The following is a 21,629-nucleotide window of genomic DNA, read 5'->3' as shown; positions in this document are numbered from 1 at the left end:
ATCGCTCATACGGGAGCGAGCACAACCCTTGCAGCCGTGAATGATGCCGCAACATTTACCGGTGACTCCGGCAGCATCGGTGAAGATACCAACCTTCAACACAACGTGAATGTCGCAGGTTCATCGCCCGTTCAAGATGCTCTTATTTGTAATGGCCACCTCGTCATTTCTGATGTTGACGGACAAGGCGAAGCTGCGTTAGATCTCAAAGGCCAACCGCAAATATCGCAGGATGGAACCTATGGTCACTTCACCATTACTTCTAGTGGCGCTTGGACTTATACCGCAGACAACACGAGTACACCTATTCAAGACTTAGATGATGGGCAAACGCTCACAGACAGTATTGAAATCACCTCAAAAGATGGCACTAAGCATTCGGTCACCGTCACCATAAATGGCACGACAGACGATCCAATCCTGCACACCCTCAGTGATTCTGGGGTGCAACATAGTGGCACTATCGAAGGCAATCTTATTTCTGGTGCAGGAACGCATGAAGGAGTGAGTGGTGCTGCAACCGATATGGATTCCAATGCACACCTACTACTGCAAGATATTCAAATCAAAGACCCCGTAGCAGGTTATGTCACGGTCACACCTGGACACCCACACTCTATGACTGGAATTGGCACGCTCGCTATTGAAGCAGATGGGCACTATACATTCACGCCCGATGCTGGATTTACTGGAACGGTACCCAGCATGGTTTATCGGGTCGGTGATACTGGCGGCAATTCAAGAAATGACTCATCTCAAAATAGCTTAACCATTGAGGTCAATCCTCCGGCTCAGCATACGCCAACAATCGCACCTCAAACTGTAGCCAACGACGAGGATCAAACACATACCTTTACCATACCCGAGTTTGGTTATAGCGACTCTGACCATGATGCATTAGACCACATTACGATAACTCGCCTGCCAGCTCAGGGGCTTGTAAAGCTCAATGGCACGCTTGTCACCACCAACCAGCAAATATCTAAAAGTGACTTATCTGCAGGGCATTTAACGTTCACTCCACTACACAATCAAAGTGGTGCAAATTATGCCAATTTTGAATTTACCGCTAATGATGGGCACCAAGATTCGTTGAGCGCGTCGATGGTAATTGATATTAACGCAGTAAATGACGCACCGACTGTTGGCTCTAAATTCATTAGTTCGTTAGAAGATACACCACATGCATTCACTGCTGCCGACTTTAAGTATTCAGATGTTGATGGGGATGCGTTAAACCATATCACTATCACCAACGTTGCCCATGGTGTCTTAATACTGAATGGAACAACGGTGAATGTTGGTGATAACGTCAATGCATCCGATGTTTCTTCACTCATCTTCACCCCCACTCCAAACTACTTTAGCACTGGTATCAGTGGGCTAGGTGCCGTGCAATTCACAGCAAACGATGGGCATGTTGATTCAAAAGAAGGGGCAATATTCATCAATATTGGCGGTGTCGCGGACGCTGCAACATTCCGTGGAGACGAAACAGGGCAAACTCAAGAAGACGCCACACTTCACGCTTCCGGTACCTTGACAGTGAATGACCCTGATGGAACAACAGGCTTTATTGCGGTTCAAGGTGGCACTGGAATAGCAGGCAGCAAAGGTTATGGGCATGCTCATATTGATGCAAATGGGCATTGGACTTACAGTTTAGACAATAGCCATTCAACCGTTCAGCAGCTTGCCGAAGGGCAAACCGACACGGAAACCATCACGGTTCAATCTGCAGATGGTACACACCATGACATCGTGATCACCATTACCGGAACCAACGATTTGCCGACAGTTTCAGAGAAGCCACAAGTAAGTCATGTTATCGGCCTGCACTCTGTTGATGAAGATTCAGGTCTTAACCCGACGGGTCAACTGCTCGTCAATGATGTCGATGGTGATGCCACCACCGCAACTCTAGATCCTACACACAGCGCCGCCTATGGTCATGTTGTTTTTGATTCGCATAGTGGCACTTGGGTTTATCATTTAGATAATAACAACCCTATCGTTAATGCCCTTAACGATAACGACACATTGCAAGACAAGTTTACTTTGCTTGTTGACGACGGACATGGTGGTAAAGTCTCGAAAGAGATTGTTATGACTATTAACGGTCACACGGACCCTGTGCCTTATACACCGCCAACCATTAGTGTCAACGTGGATACGAGGCATACACATCATGTAACCGCTGGTATTACCGCAGGTACAGTACAAAACTACGCAAGCTCATTAGGACAACACGCAACCACGGTGAGTGGTCATCATGAAATAAAAGGCCATGGGCATAGTGATATCATCATCGTAAATGGACGGCTCAACGAAGAAGCTGAGCTGGAAGGCGGTAATGATATTCTTTATATCGGAGGAAGGCTGACAGACAAGGAGATAGAAGGTGGACATGGTAGTGATACCCTGATTTTAGGGGCTTACAATCGCAACAATGCACCACGCTTGCATGATCATGGTGAAAAATTGGGTAATATGGAATTAGAAAGCATCGAAAACATCATTCTTGGTGACGGTACGGTGCTTAAAGGTCATTTACCAACCAACTTCCCTCTCGTTACCCATGACCACTATGAAGTACCTGTGAATGTTCAAGCGCACCTATCTTCAGGTGATGAGTCAGTTTCCAGTATTCGACTGACCCACTTACAGCAAGGGCTAACTCTTCAAAGCAACGGGCACAACATAAATGCTAACCATGACGGTAGTTACACGGTACCGGCCAATGGTCACCTTGTGATGGTCTCAGATCACCCAATGACCAATGGGCACCATTACTTCGAGACAGAAGTAACAACGCACAACTCGGTCACGGGCGTCACTGCAGTAACCACGGAAGATTTACAAGGGCACATTCAAAGCCATGTAAACCCGCCGCCGCCACCGCTTGTTCAACACGATGAACCAGACTCACCTCTGACGTTTGAAGCTTCTGTTACTATCGTAGAAGATAGTAATGCTCCAAATGAGCAACATGTTAGTGTTAGTGCTACTGACTCTCAACATCACGATGTCAGCCATCATGGTGCCGCAGCTTATCTGGATGCATTGGGCATTAAACCCGATGCAACATCGACAACAGTTGACGATCAACCTGCGGATATGGATATCGTACTTGCACAAGTCGACCAACAAGAGACAACCACACATGACCAAGCGCACTTGGATATGTCAGACGCACTTGAACACCATGATGCAAACATCAACCATAACCAAGAGGATGAGCACCACCATCACAACGATATCGATGGATTACCCGATATCGACCCTACCCCGTAACAACAATCAAAAGGGAGCACATGATGTGCTCCCTTATTATTATTTGCTGTTCTTAGTCGTTTACTCTCATCGACATTTTATAGCGATTACCTTTCACCAAACGCCACACTCACATTGGTGTAAATCGGCTTCCAAAGGTACTGGAACACGGACTTCTCACCCGTGGTGATGTCTACCTCGCCCGTCATTCCTGGTAAAATCGCAAATATTTCAGGGTTGTCTCGGAAATAAGGTTTGTCGATAGAAACCACGACCTCGTAGTACACCTCCCCTTTTTCACTTTGACTTGTGGTCGGTGAAATACTTTCAACCTCCCCCTTTAAAGCGCCAAAGCGACTATAATCAAACGCATCAATTTTGACTCGAGTCGGTTGCCCTACATTCACAAAACCAATATCTCGAGGAGACAAGCGAGCTTTGAAGGCGGCTTTACCACCTACAGGAACAATTTCAACTACGGTGCCACCCGGCGGAATGACACCACCATTTTGTGTGCTTGGAAGGCTTTGTATTAACCCTTGCAGAGGTGAGACTAACATGGTGTTCGTCAATTTAGCTTGGCTTGAACGTACCCTAGCATTCAGTGCTGACAAGTCAGAGACAGCTTTAGAACGATCATCACTGACTTTAGCTTTCGCTTCCGCGAGAAGCTGTTCTATTTTTTGGTCATTACTGTCAGCTTGCCTAATCAATACCGATTTCTTACCCCGAGCTTCTTCAATTTTCTGTTCGATACTGGCTAACTTTTGGCGCATTTCAAGCACACGCAAACGTGAAATATTGCCCGCTTTATAGCCCTTTTCTAATATATTCAATTCTTGCTTAGTGGCATCCAGCTGCTTTTCGTAACTAGGTAATGATTTTTCGACACTTCGAAGCTGCTCTGCAATTTGTTCACTCTCTTTTTCAAGTACCACGCGTTTTTGGAAATAGAGGGCTTTTTGCGCGTTCAACTGCGCTTTTTGTTGGCTGACAATCTCTGGATAATCCACCTCGAATTCCGCAAGGTTTGGCTCGCGCTGTTCAAGCAAAGCATTCATACGCTCAATGCTTGCTAAAAGAGTCACTTGTTGAGACTTAAGTTCTTCAAGAGCGGTACGCTGGAAAGTTGCATCGAACTCAACAAGCGGCTGGCCTTTCTCAACCAATTGGCCTTCTTTCACTAAGATTTGCTTTAACTGACCGCCGATAGCACTTTGTAAGACTTGCTTCTCACCTTCTGGGATCACCGCACCTTTGGCCTTCGCAATTTCATCGACTTGAGTAACCACAGACCAAGTAGCAAAAACGACGACACATAGGGCAACCGACCACGTCACTAGCGCTAATATACGAGCCGTATTTTGTGATTCAACAAGTTCACCGTAGCGCTTGCCCTTCTTTATAGGTGGTTTAACCATTAGTGACTCCTTGCTTAGACTCTGATTGTTCTTGTTGGGCTACACTCAGTTGAAGTGATTGTTGTTGCTCTTGAGATTGTCGCGCTTCTTGCGGCTGCTCAGGCTCTAATGGGCCCGCATAAACCACGGCGCCTTCATTCAGTACCACCACTTTATCGGCAAGCTTAATTAAATCCGGATCATGAGAGGTGTAGATCACCGTAGCTTTTCCTTTTTTCGATCGCACAAACTCACCAAATATACGTTTAGTATTTGGGTAAGCATCAGGAACAGGGTTATCCATTAAGAACATTGGGTAGTCATAAACCAGCGCTTTCGCATCAATGAGGATCTGTGCGACGTTGCCTGACAATATGTCAAAAAGGCTGTCCGGTTGGATACTACTAATGGAAGTATCTAGCCCATTTGGCAATGTGTTGAACCAACGTTTCCCCCCAACCATGTCAATCGCGGCGATCATTTTCTGCTCTTCGACTTTATGCCCGTCGTTTAACCACTCTCGAATAGTTAACGTCAGCAAATCAGGATAAGCGGCTCTAATAAAGCACCAATGGCGATAAAGTTGTGGATCGTATTGAACAAGATTGACACCTTCAAGCTCAACCATGCCATTTTGAATAGGCTGTAACCCGGCTAGCACTTCAATCAATGTTGACTTACCGCTTCCAGAAGGGCCTGTGATCGCTACAATTTCACCGGCTTCAATGTCAAAACTAACGCCGTTCAATGCAGGGCGATTCTGCTTAGGATAACGCAGAGTCACTTGATCTAACTTCAAGTTCGGCGCTACCGTTGGCAGCGGGTGATGTTGGTAGCTAAATTCACGCTCAGACGGTTGAGACAAAATACGGTTCACCTGCAACTTAGATTGATTAAAGCTATTAAAACGCACCGCACTGTTCGCCAATACCTGAGCTGGGCCAGTCACCTTGGATATCAACATCATTGAAGCAATAAGGCCACCGGGAGTCATTACTTGTTCAAAAATAAGCTCTATTCCTAAGCCCATCACTGCTAGTGTTGAACCCACGCCAATGAAGTAATAAATAGAAGTGTACCGACTCTGTAGAACCGATTGATTGAACGTCACCGTAGATGCAAGAAGATTGGCCTTTTTGAAGCGTTGAATCCAATGTTGTGAAAATCCCGCACTGCGAATAAAAGCGAGTTTAGTTGAGAGCTCATTTGTCATGTTTTGACGATTAGTACCCGCCACTGTCGATTGCATTGAACGCTTGCTGCTTGAGCGTATTGATCGTTTTGCTAACAAGTAATAAAGAAACAAAGACAAAATGGGAACCAGCACCAGCCATCCACCTAAAATACCTATCGCAAGCACAAAAATAAAAATGAATGGCAGATCAAACAGAGCACTTCCTAATGGCCCAGATAACACAGCTGAAATGTGCTCGGACAACATCACTTGGTTCTGTTGGCTAGAAGATGCCGTTTGCTGATTTTGAACATAGCTATTTCTAAGCAGACGCTGAACTAAAGATTGAGATATTTCGCGGCTTACTCGATTTGAAACCGAAGCAAACACTCGACTACGCAATGTTCTTAACCAGCCCATCATTACAAACAATAAAGCCGCACCAATAGCGATACCTTGCAGCTCGTGCCCCGCGTTACCACCAATAACATGATCATAAATCGACATAGTGATGAATGGAACGGCCAATGCACACAAGTTAGTGACAAAACTAACCAACAACAACTTAGGAATGATAGGGCGAAACGCATGTAACCTTTCGCCAACCCAATCGGGAGAGGCCTTCTCTAATGGTGGGCCTTCTATAACAATACAAAACTGGGGTTCATGTGTAATATGATCATTGGAGTCAGAAGCAATGAACTGCTTTGATTCTCGGTGACCTGATACCAATTCATTCTCACTTAGTACCAATAACAACAATTTGTGTTCACCTACCTCATCTAAGTCGGCAACTAAGCGGTACGGTAATGCTAACCTATCGAACAAAGCAAACATATCGTCTATTGACTCAACGCCATTCTCATCGATCCACTGATTCGCAAACAATTGGATATTAGCGTTAACTTCCAATTGCTTAAGAACAGAAAGGCTCATCGTTTCTAAATGATTCATCACTTCTAAACAATTACTCGCTTCTGCACTCTTAGTAGCATCTAAACTGCTCATGCGACGGCCTCCTGCTTAGTCTCAATTTCCACCATAATGGTTCGACTGGCTAATTCACGAAGCTTCGAATGATAGCTCACCATCAGTATCGTGCGACCGGCCGACACTTCTTGTTCTAACACCGTAGCCAAGTTTGCAAGGGTATCTAAATCTAATGAAGAATCCGGTCGCTCTAACATGATGACTGGCTTATCACTTGCCAACTGAGTCGCAATATTGAGCATTTTTACGTTGCCCATACTCAATAAGGAAGTGCTCGTGTGGCCAATTTTAGTTTCTAGCCCATCAGGTAAGCGGGTAATTTCTTTGGTTAGACCAAGGCGCTTTGCATAGTTATTGGCGCTTTGTGCTCTGTCGGGATTAAAGCCACACAAGTTGTCAAGGATTGTGCCTGACACCAATTGCCCTTTAACGCCACAATATGCCGTTATATTGGCTACGAATGTGGTTGAAACGGGTACTCCATTAATGAAACACTCACCCGACTTTAGATCATCAACACCTGCAATTGACGATAAAAAATAACTACTGGTATAACGGTCTTCACTTTCTAATAGTACCAACTCACCTTTATTCAGCTTCAAATCCACATGAGCTAATTCCCCATACCTTTCAATAGTCGCTTGCTTAATTTCCAGAGTTTCAAAATCCGAAATGGTGATATGAGATTGCTCGGAAACCGACTGTTGAGAAGCCGGATAATCAGAAGCGGAAAGGTCACTCAACTTTTCTATTGCCTGGTTAGCACTGTGTATTGAATTGAGCTTAATTCTAATCCCAACCAGAGCACTTAAAGGCGCGACGGCTCTACCCGATAAGATGGAGCATGCCGCTAGTCCACCAGTCGTTAGCTGGCCATCCAACACCCACAAGCTGCCTGTAATCACAAGTAAAACTGAAGTAGCTAGTGCAGCAAGCTGAATACACTCCTGTGCGAATGCATTCTGTTCTTCTTCTCTCGCTTTAGACTGAGAACGAACACTATTTAAGGATTTAAACTGATTAAAGATTCGAGACTCAACGGCCTGACGTTTAATTCCTTGAATAGTTTGACTCAGTAGGAGCAAGAACACTTTTCGCTCCTGCTCATCTTGAGAAGCTTCTTCACTCAAGCCTTTAACACGAATAGAAGATAACCAAACAATACCGAATGTAATGAACCAAACTGCCAAAGGTATCGCCACTAGCTCACCGCCGATATAAGCTACCAGCCCTAAAAAGATTAACGCAAAAGGCAAATCAATAAAGCCTGCTATTACTCCTCCGGAATACCAGTCTTTGACTTTTGATACTGAACCCAGCCCCTCTTCCACCCCCCCAATACCTAGATGGCGAAGATGCTTTGATGACGCGCTTGTCACTATTTCGACCAAGGCTTGATACGTCGCTTTCTCGGTATTACTTGCCGCAGCTGACAAAAGCCAAGTACGCACAAATCTAATCAATGCTTCCATAGCGACGGCCAGCGTCGCACCAGCTAAAAGCAGCGTTGCAGTTCCATAACTTTGATTGGGGAGTATTCGATCGTAGATCTGGAGAACCGTTAACGGAACGGCTAATGACAAGAGGTTAATAAGTAAAGAAGGCAGTAAAACTTTCCTTACTACCTCTTTGTTTTTTACTGACGTTACAGGCATACACAATCCTTATCCATGCTGATGAAATAAGATTGGTACACCATGCTAGGTTTTGCAAGATAACAAACTGATTTAAAGTGTTTTTTTGTTCACCTAGGAAGTCAATACTTAGATTGATGACTGGACTAGGATAACGAAGTCTTATCGTGCAAACATTATTCGCCTCAAACTATTATATCATCACTATAACAAGCGGTTTTTATATTGTTCCGGTGTCATTCCGGAGTATTTTTTAAACATAGCGATAAAAGGGCTGGCTTGGTTATAACCCAAGGTCAACGCCACCTCCTTGACCGTTTGCCCTTTACGCAGCAACTTCATTGAATGTAAATAACGCACTCGCAAACGCCACTCAGTAAAACTCATCCCCAACTCACTCTGACAATACCGCGCTAACGTACGTTCGGTGGTGTGCACTTTTGCAGCCCACTCCGCTAAACTAATTTCGTCAGTTGGTGACTCTTCTACCGCTTTTAAGATCGGTGCAAGATACTTGTTGTTGGTTGTTGGAAGAAAGTGGTGTTCTACTTCTTGTTTTGCCAATTGATCCAATAAAACCTGTACCAACCGCATATCTTCAACGCTTTGCGCGACGTTAATATCACGCTGACGAAAATCCTCGATAATAGCTGAAACAATTGGCGTCACTTTGATTAAGCTGGTTTTAGTGGGAAAGTGAGCCGTCAGTTCAGGCGCAATATTCAAAGAGCAATACTCGATCGGCTTGCGGTTGTAGCTGGTATGGCGGATCTCTGCGGGCACCCAAATCGCCAAATGTGGCGGAGCCAGAAAGCGCGTATCCTCTGCATCCATTTCCAGAATACCACCACTGATCAACTGCACTTGCCCCCATGGATGGCTGTGAATTCGCGTTTCTGTGTTAGAAAGAAACGCTTCGAAGTTCATAAATACATCTGATGGCGCCCGATCAATGGATAACGAAGGATGTAGATTTCTCGCACTCTTTTTCAAAATTGTCTTCCTATCGCTTACGATGTCGTTTAAGAGATACTTCTCATTATAAAGACCTGTCAGACTAGCGCCATTCATTATTGTGCTTTAGGGTTTTTATGGTTTATTTACTTCCGTTTTTTACAGTCATGATTTGGGGTGGTAACTCTATCGTGAACAAAATGGCGGCGAGCGCAATTGAGCCAAGTGCAATGAGTTTTTACCGCTGGTTTGTCGCGATATTAATCTTGACCCCATTTTGTTTACCAGCCGTCATAAAGCAACGACATGCTATCCGTCCATATTTAACTAAGCTGGCATTTCTGGCTTTGCTTGGTATGGTACTTAACCAATCGCTCGGTTATTACGCTGGTTTAACGACAACCGCATCAAATATGGCGCTGATCATCTCTTTAGTTCCCCTCATCAGCGTATTTTTAAGTGTGCCGTTACTCGGTAAATCAATCTCTATGTTGAGTGTTGCTGGTGGGGTAATTTCTCTCGGTGGCTTAGCCTTTATGCTTGGACATGGCGATATCACCTACTTTTTGCATCAAGATATCACTCAAGGCGATAAGCTAATGCTGATTGCAGCCGTCGTTTATGCTACGTATTGTGTGCTGTTAAAACGCTGGGAAATGCCTTTTAGTCAGCCTAACACTGGTTTATATGCAGGGGTTCTTTTCTGTCATTATGCTGACCCCTTTGTGGTTGTCGAGCCAGCAACTGCTGCCTAATCCAGAGGCATTACCACTCATCGCTTATGCGGGCATTGCGGCTTCTATTTTTGCACCGCTTATGTGGCTTAAGGCCATCGATTTAATTGGCGCAGACTCAAGCGCCATGTTTATGAACTTAATGCCCGTCGTTTCAGTTGCGCTCGCGGCGACCTTGATTGGCGAACAAGTTTATATCTACCACATCATCGGCGGCTTGTTGGTTATTTTAGGTGTGGCGCTATCGCAAATAAAATTACGACGCAAAAAGCTGATTGCCGCTCCCGAGCTCCCCTCTAGCGCAGGTTAATCCCACACCAAATAGAAAGCCATGGAAATGATCGTGGCTGTTTTTATTGTCACCTTTTAAAAGTTAACGTTTTGTTACGTTTGCTATTTCCGTGACTCGCTCTTGCTGCTACATTGAGTTCAAAGTAACTCAGAAAGGAATGACAGATGAGCAGTGGGCAAAGAGAGATGACTCTTCGCTTTTTAGCAGAACCTAGTGACGTCAATTTTGGCGGAAAAGTTCACGGCGGCGCCGTAATGAAATGGATTGATTTAGCAGCTTACGCCTGTTCTGCAGCTTGGAGTGGCAAATACTGTATTACTGCCTACGCGGGTGGCATTCGCTTTGTCGCCCCAATCCATGTTGGTAACCTTGTCGAAGTCAGCGCAAAAGTGATTTACACGGGTCGCAGCTCAATGCACATCGCGATTGATGTTCAGGCCAGTGACCCCAAAGAAATGAAAAACCGCCTAACAACGCACTGCATTGTGATTATGGTGGCAGTGGACGAAAACGGGAAACCAATCGATGTCCCGAAATGGGCGCCTGAATCTGAAGAAGATAAAGCATTAGAGCAATCCGCCATTCGCCTAATGAACATGCGTAAAGAAATCGGCGAGGAAATGGAAGCTCACGTAAAGTATCTTAAGTAACTTGTGGAGTGGCCGCACCAGCACACTCAGCGGCCACGGTTCAAAACTCTCAACCTCAACTATGAAGCAATGTCGTGATTATGACATTTATTTCAAATTCAATTCTATTGTCATACATCCTTCACCTTGCTCTGCTTAAATCCACCTATTATTTAGGTATTGAATAGAAGAGTTAGGATCTTGAGAATAAAAGAAACCACCTTAAGTGAAGAGACGTTGATCAATCTAAAAACGGTCGAGTACCAATGGGTAAGAACCATGTACGTCGCAGGTTACAACGAAACAGAAATTAACCATTATATTCAAGCTTGCTTCGGCGGTGATGAAACATTCGCCAATTTATTTCGTCGTGTCGCCCTGCAGCAAGAGAGTCTATATACCTTACTACAATATGTCGGATGTGCCCCTTCCAACCGAGAGTTTTGAACCTCTTTGCTTCCTCCCCTAACTATGATTATCTCCTAATAACTTAAAGATACTCGGCTCCGCGAGAGTGACGCGCTGATGCAGCAATCTCTCTTTGATATCATTTGACCTATTTATGTGAAGTGCTACGCAGGGCATTATTCAGCCCTTGTGTAATCCATTGCAAAGCCGCTAGTCTGAACCTGCTTTTGAATCATTATTCTTTAGCAAGCATAAAAAAACCTGAGTCGAAACTCAGGTTATGGTTACAAAAACTGTTAGTGGTTAAATCGTAAGGAACTAAGCTAACAGCCAGCTATGCGTAACGCCAAATAAAAGCAAGATATTACTGATCGGCGGCCAAACCAAAAGTGTAATATCAGTGCTAAGTACAAGGGCGACCCTATGGTCGCCCTTTTCTAGTTATTCTTGTCAATCTCAAAGACCACTTGAGATTATCCTTTCACACCACCAGCGGTTAAACCACCAACCAACCAGCGTTGCGCAAGTAAGAATACTGCAGTGATTGGCACTGCTGAAAGCACTGCAGCGGCGGCAAAGTCACCCCACAAGTAATTTTGTGGATACAGGTATTGCTGCATCCCCACCGCAAGTGTGTACGAGTCTACATCAGAAAGTAGTAGAGATGCTACAGGAACTTCACCAATTACCATGATAAACGACAAGATGAATACCACCGCTAAGATAGGTACAGACAGTGGAAGCAATACCAAGCGGAACGCTTGCCAAGGTGTCGCGCCATCAAGTGCAGCCGCTTCTTCTAGCGAAGAGTCAATACTTTCGAAGTAGCCTTTAATCGTCCATACGTGCAGTGCGATACCACCTAAGTAAGCGAAGATCAGACCACCATGCGTGTTTAAACCAAGGAATGGGATGTACTGACCAAGCTTGTCGAACAACGCGTAAAGTGCAACCAGTGCCAGTACCGCTGGGAACATTTGGAAGATCATCATCGCTTTCAGAATGGTGTTCTTACCTTTGAACTTCATACGAGCAAACGCGTAAGCCGATGTGGTTGATAGCGCCACGATTAGGATTGCAGAAATACCACCCACTTTTACTGAGTTCCACAACCACGTCATAACTGGGAATGGCGGTGGTGTCACCGTGCCATCAGGGTTGGTGACCGAGAAACCTAACGCCAGTTTCCAGTGGTCAAGTGTTGGATTGTCAGGGATCAAATTACCCGTTGCAAAGTTACCCTCACGGAATGAAATTGCGATGATCATCAGCAAAGGGAAAATAATGAGTGCCAAGAATGCCCACATTGCAATATGAGTAGCCCAAACACGATACTTTAATGACTTACCTTGTACCATTGCCATGGTAATCTCTCCTTAATCTTGAGCTACTTTAGTTACACGTAGGTTGATAAGAGCCAGCGCGCCAACTAACAGGAAGATCAATGTTGCGACTGCACTTGCTAGGCCAAAGTCTTGCCCCCCAGCACCCTCGAATGCGATGCGGTAGGTGTAGCTGACCAATAGGTCAGTATAGCCTGCCGGTTCTGACGTACCAATCATGTTTGGACCACCACCTGTCAACAACTGGATAAGCACAAAGTTATTGAAGTTAAAAGCAAAACTCGCAATCAATAGTGGCGTCAGTGGTTTCAACATCATCGGTAAGGTGATGCGTGTAAAGTTAGTGATAAAGTTCGCCCCATCGATCGCAGACGCTTCGTATAGGTCATCTGGAATCGCTTTTAGCAACCCCATACACAGAATCATCATGTAAGGAAAGCCGAGCCAGGTGTTTACAATCAAGATCATACTCTTCGCCATGAATGGGTCAGAGAACCAAGCAGGACTAATACCAAACAAACCTTCCAGAAGCATGTTGATCTCACCAAAGCTTTGGTTAAACAGACCTTTGAAGATTAAGATAGAAATAAACGCAGGGACCGCATAAGGAAGAATGAGTAACAATCGGTAAGCGGCCCGTCCTTTTAATGCTTCCCACTGAACGACACTGGCTAAGACAAGGCCAATCACTAGAGTGAACAACACGGTCAGTGCTGAGAAAACAATCGTCCAAATGAAAATGCTAATAAATGGCTCTTTGATGCCATCGTCTTTCCACACACGTTCAAAGTTGTGCGTGCCTATATTCACCACGAAACCTGGTGATACGGTATTACCAACGAACTGACCGTTTTCATCCACAGGTTGGTAGTAACCCACTTCCATATTTGGACGAAACGTTTCTTCAGTGCGATTGTTGTACAATGTCTCCCCATCTTCTTGCAAAGTGTACAAAGGTACAACTGCAGCAAACTTACGTAAGCCACTCATACGAATGTCTTCGCCATTAGGAAGGTTCAGGTCAACTTCGCTTAACGCATTACGGCTCTTAATGATCGTTTTGATTGACTCTTTTTCGCCACTCGCAGCTTCAATAGGTTCAAGGTCAAGTTCAGAGACAGACAAATCGTCGAGTTGGAAGTTTGGTGTTGCGAGTAACTCACCGTCTTTTTCAACCACAAGTTGGTGGCCTTGTTTGGTTTTATACAGAGTGAACGGGTAGCTATCACCGCTTTGATAAGTTCTATCTAAAAGAACGCTCTGCGTACGCTCAAAAGAGAGCTGGTTTTTCGCGCTGTAGTTGGTAAACGCCAAACCGATGGTATACGCCAAAGGGAAAAGGATGAAAAGGATCATCCCTGCAATGCCAGGATAAATATAACGGTGTGCGTACGTCTTTTTACTACCAAAAATGAACAACGCTAAAGCGGTAAGAATGAGGGTAAGTAGTGCAAACGCAATCTCGCCGCGTGAATACATAAGGATAGTTGCGTAGCCATTGATAATACCGACAGTACCTAAAAGTGACCATTTCATGAACACTTTCTTACTGCTCGGAAGGCTGGCTTCTGGTGCTGTCATAGCATTTGTACCTTGAACTGACTGCATAGGGAACCTGCTAGCGAATATAAAATAAACATTGAAAAGTAAGGAGGAGTTACCCCCTCCTTAAAAGGTCTTACTGGATTATTTAGTCATTTGTTTTTCTGCATCTGCAAGTGCTGCATCCACAGTTTGACGACCATCAACAACGTTAATGATCGCGTTCTTAGCCGCGCCCCAAAATGCGTTCATTTGAGGGATATTTGGCATGATTTCGCCGTTCATCGCATTATCCATTGTCGCTGAAATACGAGTATCTGAATCCAGTTCGCGTTGGAACGAGTTAAGCGCAACCGCACCTAAAGGCTTGTCATTGTTAACCATTCGCAAGCCATCGTTAGTGAGTAGGTAGTTCTCAATGAACTCTACTGCTAAATCTTTGTTCGGTGACGCGGTGCTGATGCCTGCGGTGAGTACACCAACAAACGGCTTAGAAGATTGGCCTTGAAACTTAGGAAGCGTTGTTACGCCATAGTTCACACCTGACTTTTCGATGTTGCCCCAAGACCATGGGCCGTTAATGGTCATTGCTGCTTCACCTTGGTTAAACGCAGACTCAGAAACTGAGTAATCCATATCTGCTGAGATAACACCTTTGTCGACAAGGCCTTTTACAAAGTCCATGGCGTCTTTCACGCCCTCGTTTGCGATACCCGCATCTTTAACGTCATAACCTTCTGAAGTGTATTTAAACGCGTACCCACCATCAGCCGCCATTAAAGGCCAAGTGAAATATGGTTCTTTTAGGTTCCACATGATTGCAGACTTACCGTCTTTCTTAAGCTTTGCGTCTAACGTTGCAACCTCTTCCCACGTTTTTGGTGGATTTGGCACGAGGTCTTTGTTGTAGATTAAAGATAGAGACTCAACCGCAATAGGGTAACCAATCAGTTTACCGTCGTAACGTACTGCATCCCATGCAAAATCAACGATGCCTTCTTGGATGTTTTTAGAAGGTTTGATTTCTGCTAGTAGGCCAGCTTCTGCGTAACCTCCGAAACGGTCATGGGCCCAGAATACAATATCAGGACCATCACCAGTCGCAGCAGTTTGAGGGAATTTATCTTGAAGGCCGTCTGGGTGAGCCACTGTCACTTTAATACCAGTATCTTCTTCAAACTTCTTACCCACTTCAGCAAGACCGTTATAGCCTTTGTCGCCGTTGATCCAGATAGTAAGTTGTCCTTCTTCGATGGCAGCATTAGCACCAAAAGACCCCAAAGCAACAAGAGTACCTAGTGCTAGAGCGCTTAACTTTTTCATGTTCGTATCCTTTTTATATTTTTGATGTAGGGCTAGTCCATTAAGGTTCAGCCATATTCCGACATATATCTTCTGAAATAATCCAATATGTCTCATCCTCCTAATCCCTACGCCTTTACGATTATGACGTATTTTCGTGATCTCAATCGACAAGGGTAAGAGACTCAACTCACAAAATAGATACTTCCTGTGATCGATTTCAACTTTAGACAAGGCAATTATGTGATTTCCGACCAACTCTTTCATTACCTGTCCTTTTTTACTCCTCCCCGTCTACTCCCCCTGCAATTATTTTTATTAGGAGGATGTAGCCCTACGCACAATCTTAGAAACTGCAGTCATCCAAGAGTGGATGGTAAGAACCCTTTACCAGCAGTGCCTACAGGTTAGGAAAAGATGTGCTGGTTTTGCATTGCCAGGCGAGTGGAATGTCATTATTGGTGTTGTTAGTGGTCATTATTTCACGGGGGAGACAACACGAATGATGTGGGGGAGTGAAACTCGTATTTGGCTATTATGGGTAGCACTTCTATTTAGGACATTTTATTGAAGTGCTACCCTACTTTTCTTACTAACCATAACCACTTACCAATTTCTACTGTTACTGCTCGCTTGATAATTCATATAATGATGAGCGGTAAATAATAAAAAAATTGATCGAGGACGAGCTACATGGCGAGTGTCACGTTAAAAAATGTTTGTAAAGCGTATGGCGACGTACTGATTTCTAAAAACGTGGATCTAACAATCAACGAAGGTGAATTTGTTGTTTTCGTAGGTCCATCAGGCTGTGGTAAATCTACCCTGTTACGTTGTATTGCCGGCCTTGAAGACATTACTTCAGGTGATTTGTATATTGGTGACCAACACATGAATGACGTCGAACCATCCAAACGTGGCGTTGGTATGGTGTTCCAGTCTTACGCTCTATACCCGCACCTGAATTTATACGACAACATGTCATTTGGTCTCAAGCTAGCGAAAGCAAACAAGGCCGAAATTGATAAACGTGTTGAACAAGCATCAGAAATCCTACAGTTAGGACACTTACTTGAGCGTCAACCAAAATCGCTTTCTGGCGGCCAACGTCAGCGGGTTGCTATCGGCCGTACTCTGGTTTCCCAACCAAACGTATTTCTTTTAGATGAGCCTTTGTCTAACCTTGATGCAGCACTGCGTGTAAACATGCGTGCTCAAATCACGAAACTACAACGCCAACTTGGTTGTACCATGATCTACGTAACGCACGATCAGGTAGAAGCAATGACCATGGCAGATAAGATCGTAGTATTAGACGGTGGTAATGTATCCCAAGTAGGTAAACCTCTCGAGCTATACCACTATCCACAAAACCGTTTCGTTGCCGGTTTTATCGGTTCACCAAAAATGAACTTCATGAGTGTATTTATTGATGAAGTTGAATCAGATCGCGTGAAAGTTCAATTGTCTAACAGCGTATCATTCTGGATTCCCGTCGATGGCACGACCATTAATCGCGGTGACCGTATGTCCCTCGGTGTGCGTCCTGAGCATTTGATAAGCGCCACGGAAGCAGATGCTTCGATTCACGGCGAAGTGATGATTGTCGAGAAGCTGGGTAACGAGACTCAAGTATACCTCAACCTTGAGGGCGCAGATGCAGACGTTATCTTCCGTCAACCAGATACCTTAGCGGTTGAAGCCGGCGATAAGTTAGAAATTGGTATTCCGGCACATCGTTGTCACCTGTTCCATAGTGATGGCCGTGCATGTCGCCGACTCTACAAAGAGAACGGCCTAGACGCAGAATAAACAACTGAGTTTGTTACTAACAGTCCCTCTCGATGGAGAGGGACTGCTTTATTTCTCTTCAACTACAGAGTGTCATAATTTGAAAGAAAATGATCCTTTATCCTTCATACTCCAATGACGAAATCCCGATAAAACCTACCCTCAGCGAACCCTATACTTGATATTAAGACTTCCTCTTCAGTCCTTTTTCTAACTCCCTGCTAATCAATGCCTGTTTTGTTCTTAACTCGCCAAACTTAGCTCAAGTTCCAAATTTCATGCTTATCGACAAAACTCGTTTGTTCCTCACTACGAATCATTCTCACAGAACAGGTTATTTGGGTATATAATCGAACCAAACCAACAGATAAGTGAGTACATAATGTCATCTCATCCAACTAAAATTACCTTCTTTGAGTTCCTAACGCCTTTAATCACATCTGGCAAAAAGACCATCACTATTCGCGATGAGTCAGAAAGTCACTACGTGCCAAATACAGTAGTGGAAGTCTTTACCTTGGAGACAGACCGCAAAGTCTGCGATATCAAAATCCTTTCCGTGAAACCATTAAAATTTGATGAAATCAATGAGTTCCATGCAGAACAAGAAGCAATGGAGTTACCCAAGTTAAAAAAATTGATCCGAGAAATTTACCCAAATACAGAGACGTTCTTTGTTATTGAATACGAACTGATCAAATAACACCCAACAAAGACTAGACGACTGGTCTAATTAATTCTATAGTACGCCCCATGAACGCAAAGACTAATGACACTCGCCAACACATTATCAACGTAGGATACGAATTGATCGTAACCCGAGGGTTTACGAGTGTTGGGCTTTCTGAGCTTTTAAAAACGGCCGCAGTGCCCAAAGGCTCTTTTTATCATTACTTCAAATCCAAAGAACAATTCGGTGAAGCGATGATTCAAGATTACTTTACTAAGTACTTTGAACGCTTAAAAGCGCGCTTTACCAATACCGATCTCAATGGACATCAACGCTTAATGAGCTACTTTGAAGAAATGGTCAAAGTGGAAGATGATGTGTGTAATGCGAACAAGTGTTTATTGGTCAAGTTAAGCGCAGAAGTTTCAGACCTGTCGGAGTCAATGCGCCTAGCATTGCGCCGAGGTGCTGATAAAACCATTCAAGCGATAGCTGATTGTATTGACGTCGGCATTCAAGACGGCTCGATTCCAAATGGTGACAGTGCTTTACTCGCAAGACAAATATACTACCTTTGGAATGGTGCGAGTTTACTTAACAAGCTGTATCAAGATCAGGCAGCATTAACACAAAGCCTGATCTATACACAACACTTGTTGCAAAACACCCGCTCTTGCCCGTAAGCATTAGTACCAATTAACACGTGTTTCACTGAGGAGAAATTCCCTTTGTAACGCCACAAAGTTCCCGCCATTATGGCGGGTCATTTTGAAATTAAATTAGACGACCGGTCTAATCAAAAGGTGAAATGAATATGACAAACCCTATCAATCGAAGAATCGTCCTCGCTTCACGTCCACATGGGGCGCCAACAAAAGAAAACTTTCGCCTCGAAGAAGTAGCGAAACCTATCCCTCAAGATGGTGAAATGCTACTGAGAACGGTTTATCTGTCTTTAGACCCTTACATGCGTGGGCGTATGAGCGATGCGGAGTCATACGCTGATCCTGTCGCTGTTGATGATGTCATGGTTGGTGGCACGGTCTGCCAAGTAGAAGCATCAAACCATCCAGACTATGAAGCGGGCGAGTGGGTGCTTGCATACACAGTGGGCTGGCAAGATTACGCGATTTCCACGGGTGAAATGGTGATTAAACTTGGTAAAGAGCCACAAAACCCATCTTATGCACTAGGCGTTGCGGGTATGCCTGGCTTTACTGCATATATGGGTCTGTTAGACATCGGTCAACCAAAAGCAGGTGAAACGATTGTTGTGGCCGCCGCCACGGGCCCAGTGGGTGCAACGGTTGGTCAAATCGGCAAGATCAAAGGCTGTCGCGTTGTTGGCGTTGCTGGCGGTGAAGAGAAGTGCCGCTATGCAAAAGAAGTCCTTGGCTTCGATGAGTGTATTGATCACAAAGCCGATGACTTTGCTAAGCAACTGAAAAACGCTTGTGACAAAGGTATCGACATTTACTTCGAAAACGTTGGCGGCAAAGTATTTGATGCGGTACTACCCTTGCTCAATACCAATGCGCGTATCCCGCTGTGTGGCTTGGTTTCTCAATACAACGCAACTGAACTGCCGCAAGGAACAGATCACTTACCACTGTTAATGGGTAAGATACTGACTAAGAGAATTAAAATCCAAGGCTTCATTATTTTTGATGACTACGGACACCGTTACGGTGAGTTTGCTCAAGATATTAACCAATGGTTGGCAGAAGGAAAGATCCAATACCGTGAACACCTAGTAGAAGAGCTAGGTAATGCGCCAGAAGCATTTATCGGTCTGCTGGAAGGCAAGAATTTCGGCAAACTTGTAGTACAAATTAACGATCCGTTATAAGCATAAAAAGGGAATAATTAATGATTAAACTCCATCACCTCAATCAGTCTCGTTCTAAGCGCATCATCTGGTTACTTGAAGAGCTGAATGTGGATTACGAAATCGTGCCTTACGTACGTGATAAAGTCACTTTCATGGCACCACCAGAACTAAAGAGTGTTCATCCACTGGGTAAATCGCCACTGCTAGAAGATGACGGCGAATTTGTCATTGAATCTGGTGCGATGACCGAATACCTGATTGAGAAATACAGTGACGGATCGTTCGCACCTAAACGTGGCACCAAAGCGCATACAGAATACTTACAATGGATGCATTTTGCTGAGAGTTCAGCAATTTTACCTATGCTATTGAAGATTTTCGTGAGCAAAGAATCAAATGAGACCCAGTTTCTATCAGGCTATGCAGACAAAGAAGCGATGAACGTGCTGGGTTACTTTGAGCAATCGTTAGAAGGCAAAACTTACTTGGTAGAAGAGCGCCTAACAGGTGCAGACATTATGATGTCTTTCATTGTTGAGTTGGTTCATAAATTTGGTTTAGCTACCCACTTCCCTAACATTGTACGTTATGGAAAACAGCTTGAGACGCACTCTGCGTTTGGAAAAGCTGAACAGATTGAAGTGAAGTACGCTTAATATTTTCGTCCCTTTGGTAGTGCATTTAAATGGCATCAAAGGGACGTTATTCATTCAGACACTACTGACTTTTTGCTACCGCTTTAATCAGTACAGAGGTATCCATACGGCCAAGACCGTCGCGCTGAAGGTCAGCGTATTGCTCGTCCACTTTCTTCGTTAAAGGAAGATCAAGGCCTACACGTTCTGCTTCTTTCAAACAAAAACCCAGATCTTTGCGCATCCAATCAATCGCGAAACCGAAATCAAACTGGTCTTGCGCCATGGTCAGGGCACGGTTTTCCATTTGCCATGAACCTGCTGCGCCATGCTTTAGCGTCTCGACGACTTGTTCAATGTCTAAACCCGACTTTTGCGCCAATAACAATGCTTCACTCAGACCTTGTAAGACTCCACCAATACAGATCTGGTTAACCATTTTACAGCGCTGACCCTGACCGTTTTCACCCAATCGCGTAATTTGCTTTGCGTAAACATCCATCACCGGTGCAACGCGCTCGAAGACGCTTGGCTCACCGCCACACATAATGGTTAGGACACCGTTTTCAGCGCCTGCTTGACCACCGGACACTGGCGCATCAATGAAGTGATTACCGTACTTAATACAAGCTTCAGCAAGCTCAACTGCCAAGTCTGAAGATGTCGTGGTGTGATCAACGAACGTCGCCCCTGCTTTTAACCCCACAAGGAGACCTTCTTCTCCATAAACAACGCTACGCACATCATCATCGTTGCCGACACAGGTAAAGACGATATCACAACCTTCTGCTGCTTCTCGCGGCGTCTCGCACGCAATGCCGTTGTACTCTGCAGCCCATTTATCAGCCTTGGCTTTTGTGCGATTATAAACTTTCGTTTCATACCCCGCTTTACTCAAATATCCCGCCATAGGGTAGCCCATCACCCCTAAACCAATAAACGCTACTCGTTGTTTTTCCATTGCACGTTTCCCTTATTCGCCGACCTGAATTCTTTAGTAACATGTTACTAAAGAATTCAAAACATT

General features: G+C 44.5%; 16 protein-coding genes and 1 pseudogene. 9 read left to right on the top strand and 8 right to left on the bottom strand.

All coding sequences use genetic code 11. The features are described from left to right. Window positions 1-36 precede the first annotated feature (36 nt). A complete protein-coding gene (locus AC3D28_RS18765; protein ID WP_488536296.1) occupies window positions 37-3,294 on the top strand; it encodes a VCBS domain-containing protein in 3,258 nt (1,085 codons plus the stop codon). Between the two features lie 86 nt (window positions 3,295-3,380). Here AC3D28_RS18765 and AC3D28_RS18760 read toward each other — a convergent pair whose 3' ends face one another. The 4 genes from AC3D28_RS18760 to AC3D28_RS18745 all read right to left on the bottom strand — a co-directional run bounded on the left by AC3D28_RS18760 (window position 3,381) and on the right by AC3D28_RS18745 (window position 9,464). Next, window positions 3,381-4,694 (bottom strand): HlyD family type I secretion periplasmic adaptor subunit, encoded by a 1,314-nt coding sequence (locus tag AC3D28_RS18760; protein ID WP_488536295.1) that lies wholly within the window; start codon window positions 4,692-4,694, stop codon window positions 3,381-3,383. Further along, on the bottom strand, window positions 4,687-6,855 hold the full coding sequence (locus AC3D28_RS18755) for an ABC transporter transmembrane domain-containing protein (protein WP_488536294.1): 2,169 nt from the start codon (window positions 6,853-6,855) through the stop codon (window positions 4,687-4,689). Before AC3D28_RS18755 ends, AC3D28_RS18760 begins: the two co-directional genes overlap by 8 nt. Further along, window positions 6,852-8,492: an ABC transporter transmembrane domain-containing protein gene (locus AC3D28_RS18750; RefSeq protein WP_488536293.1), complete on the bottom strand. Its 1,641-nt coding sequence runs from the start codon at window positions 8,490-8,492 to the stop codon at window positions 6,852-6,854. Before AC3D28_RS18750 ends, AC3D28_RS18755 begins: the two co-directional genes overlap by 4 nt. Window positions 8,493-8,675: 183 nt before the next feature. Beyond that, a complete protein-coding gene (locus tag AC3D28_RS18745; protein ID WP_098413696.1) occupies window positions 8,676-9,464 on the bottom strand; it encodes an AraC family transcriptional regulator in 789 nt (262 codons plus the stop codon). A 98-nt stretch (window positions 9,465-9,562) separates the two neighbouring features. Here AC3D28_RS18745 and AC3D28_RS18740 point away from each other — a divergent pair. The 3 genes and pseudogenes from AC3D28_RS18740 (at window position 9,563) to AC3D28_RS18730 (ending at window position 11,527) form a co-directional block, all read left to right on the top strand. Beyond that, window positions 9,563-10,469 (top strand): annotated as a pseudogene (locus tag AC3D28_RS18740) (DMT family transporter). Between the two features lie 146 nt (window positions 10,470-10,615). Next, the gene (locus AC3D28_RS18735; protein ID WP_488536292.1) at window positions 10,616-11,101 is read left to right on the top strand and encodes an acyl-CoA thioesterase; all 486 of its coding nucleotides are present in this window, start codon (window positions 10,616-10,618) and stop codon (window positions 11,099-11,101) included. A 180-nt stretch (window positions 11,102-11,281) separates the two neighbouring features. Further along, a complete protein-coding gene (locus AC3D28_RS18730; protein ID WP_488536291.1) occupies window positions 11,282-11,527 on the top strand; it encodes a hypothetical protein in 246 nt (81 codons plus the stop codon). Between the two features lie 434 nt (window positions 11,528-11,961). On the opposite strand, the gene malG is transcribed toward AC3D28_RS18730, so the two are convergent. The 3 genes from malG to malE form a co-directional block, all read right to left on the bottom strand. After that, a complete protein-coding gene (gene malG / locus AC3D28_RS18725; RefSeq protein ID WP_098413692.1) occupies window positions 11,962-12,852 on the bottom strand; it encodes a maltose ABC transporter permease MalG in 891 nt (296 codons plus the stop codon). A gap of 12 nt (window positions 12,853-12,864) precedes the next feature. Continuing rightward, window positions 12,865-14,439, bottom strand: a complete 1,575-nt coding sequence (gene malF, locus AC3D28_RS18720) for a maltose ABC transporter permease MalF (protein WP_098413691.1) — start codon at window positions 14,437-14,439, stop codon at window positions 12,865-12,867. Window positions 14,440-14,517: 78 nt separating this feature from the next. Further along, complete coding sequence (gene malE / locus AC3D28_RS18715) at window positions 14,518-15,696, bottom strand: maltose/maltodextrin ABC transporter substrate-binding protein MalE (protein WP_488536290.1); 1,179 nt, start codon at window positions 15,694-15,696, stop codon at window positions 14,518-14,520. A 672-nt stretch (window positions 15,697-16,368) separates the two neighbouring features. Between malE and malK the strand changes: the two genes are divergently transcribed. The 5 genes from malK to AC3D28_RS18690 all read left to right on the top strand — a co-directional run bounded on the left by malK (window position 16,369) and on the right by AC3D28_RS18690 (window position 20,623). After that, window positions 16,369-17,487, top strand: coding sequence for a maltose/maltodextrin ABC transporter ATP-binding protein MalK (malK, locus tag AC3D28_RS18710; protein ID WP_098413689.1), 1,119 nt, complete (start codon window positions 16,369-16,371; stop codon window positions 17,485-17,487). Window positions 17,488-17,848: 361 nt separating this feature from the next. Further along, a complete protein-coding gene (gene yqfB, locus AC3D28_RS18705; protein ID WP_488536289.1) occupies window positions 17,849-18,169 on the top strand; it encodes a N(4)-acetylcytidine aminohydrolase in 321 nt (106 codons plus the stop codon). Between the two features lie 50 nt (window positions 18,170-18,219). Then, window positions 18,220-18,819, top strand: coding sequence for a TetR/AcrR family transcriptional regulator (locus tag AC3D28_RS18700; RefSeq protein WP_488536288.1), 600 nt, complete (start codon window positions 18,220-18,222; stop codon window positions 18,817-18,819). Window positions 18,820-18,950: 131 nt separating this feature from the next. Then, window positions 18,951-19,985: an NADP-dependent oxidoreductase gene (locus AC3D28_RS18695; protein WP_488536287.1), complete on the top strand. Its 1,035-nt coding sequence runs from the start codon at window positions 18,951-18,953 to the stop codon at window positions 19,983-19,985. A 20-nt stretch (window positions 19,986-20,005) separates the two neighbouring features. Continuing rightward, a complete protein-coding gene (locus AC3D28_RS18690) occupies window positions 20,006-20,623 on the top strand; it encodes a glutathione S-transferase family protein (RefSeq protein ID WP_488536286.1) in 618 nt (205 codons plus the stop codon). A 61-nt stretch (window positions 20,624-20,684) separates the two neighbouring features. Here the strand turns inward: AC3D28_RS18690 and AC3D28_RS18685 are convergent, their stop codons facing one another. After that, entirely contained in the window at window positions 20,685-21,563 is an 879-nt protein-coding gene (locus tag AC3D28_RS18685) for an NAD(P)-dependent oxidoreductase (protein WP_488536285.1), read from the bottom strand. Between the last annotated feature and the right edge of the window lie 66 nt (window positions 21,564-21,629).

The organism is Vibrio sp. TAP-3B, from assembly GCF_057784735.1.
Note: the sequence above shows the minus strand (reverse complement) of the source record. Positions and strands in the feature narration are given on the sequence as shown.

Excerpts from the sequence above, each read along its gene's own strand:
- AC3D28_RS18755 (WP_488536294.1), bottom strand. The coding sequence starts at position 6,855 with ATGAGCAGTTTAGATGCTACTAAGAGTGCAGAAGCGAGTAATTGTTTA.
- AC3D28_RS18695 (WP_488536287.1), top strand. The coding sequence starts at position 18,951 with ATGACAAACCCTATCAATCGAAGAATCGTCCTCGCTTCACGTCCACAT.
- AC3D28_RS18750 (WP_488536293.1), bottom strand. The coding sequence starts at position 8,492 with ATGCCTGTAACGTCAGTAAAAAACAAAGAGGTAGTAAGGAAAGTTTTA.
- malG (WP_098413692.1), bottom strand. The coding sequence starts at position 12,852 with ATGGCAATGGTACAAGGTAAGTCATTAAAGTATCGTGTTTGGGCTACT.
- AC3D28_RS18690 (WP_488536286.1), top strand. The coding sequence starts at position 20,006 with ATGATTAAACTCCATCACCTCAATCAGTCTCGTTCTAAGCGCATCATC.
- AC3D28_RS18685 (WP_488536285.1), bottom strand. The coding sequence starts at position 21,563 with ATGGAAAAACAACGAGTAGCGTTTATTGGTTTAGGGGTGATGGGCTAC.
- AC3D28_RS18760 (WP_488536295.1), bottom strand. The coding sequence starts at position 4,694 with ATGGTTAAACCACCTATAAAGAAGGGCAAGCGCTACGGTGAACTTGTT.
- malK (WP_098413689.1), top strand. The coding sequence starts at position 16,369 with ATGGCGAGTGTCACGTTAAAAAATGTTTGTAAAGCGTATGGCGACGTA.
- malE (WP_488536290.1), bottom strand. The coding sequence starts at position 15,696 with ATGAAAAAGTTAAGCGCTCTAGCACTAGGTACTCTTGTTGCTTTGGGG.
- AC3D28_RS18700 (WP_488536288.1), top strand. The coding sequence starts at position 18,220 with ATGAACGCAAAGACTAATGACACTCGCCAACACATTATCAACGTAGGA.
- yqfB (WP_488536289.1), top strand. The coding sequence starts at position 17,849 with ATGTCATCTCATCCAACTAAAATTACCTTCTTTGAGTTCCTAACGCCT.
- AC3D28_RS18735 (WP_488536292.1), top strand. The coding sequence starts at position 10,616 with ATGAGCAGTGGGCAAAGAGAGATGACTCTTCGCTTTTTAGCAGAACCT.
- malF (WP_098413691.1), bottom strand. The coding sequence starts at position 14,439 with ATGCAGTCAGTTCAAGGTACAAATGCTATGACAGCACCAGAAGCCAGC.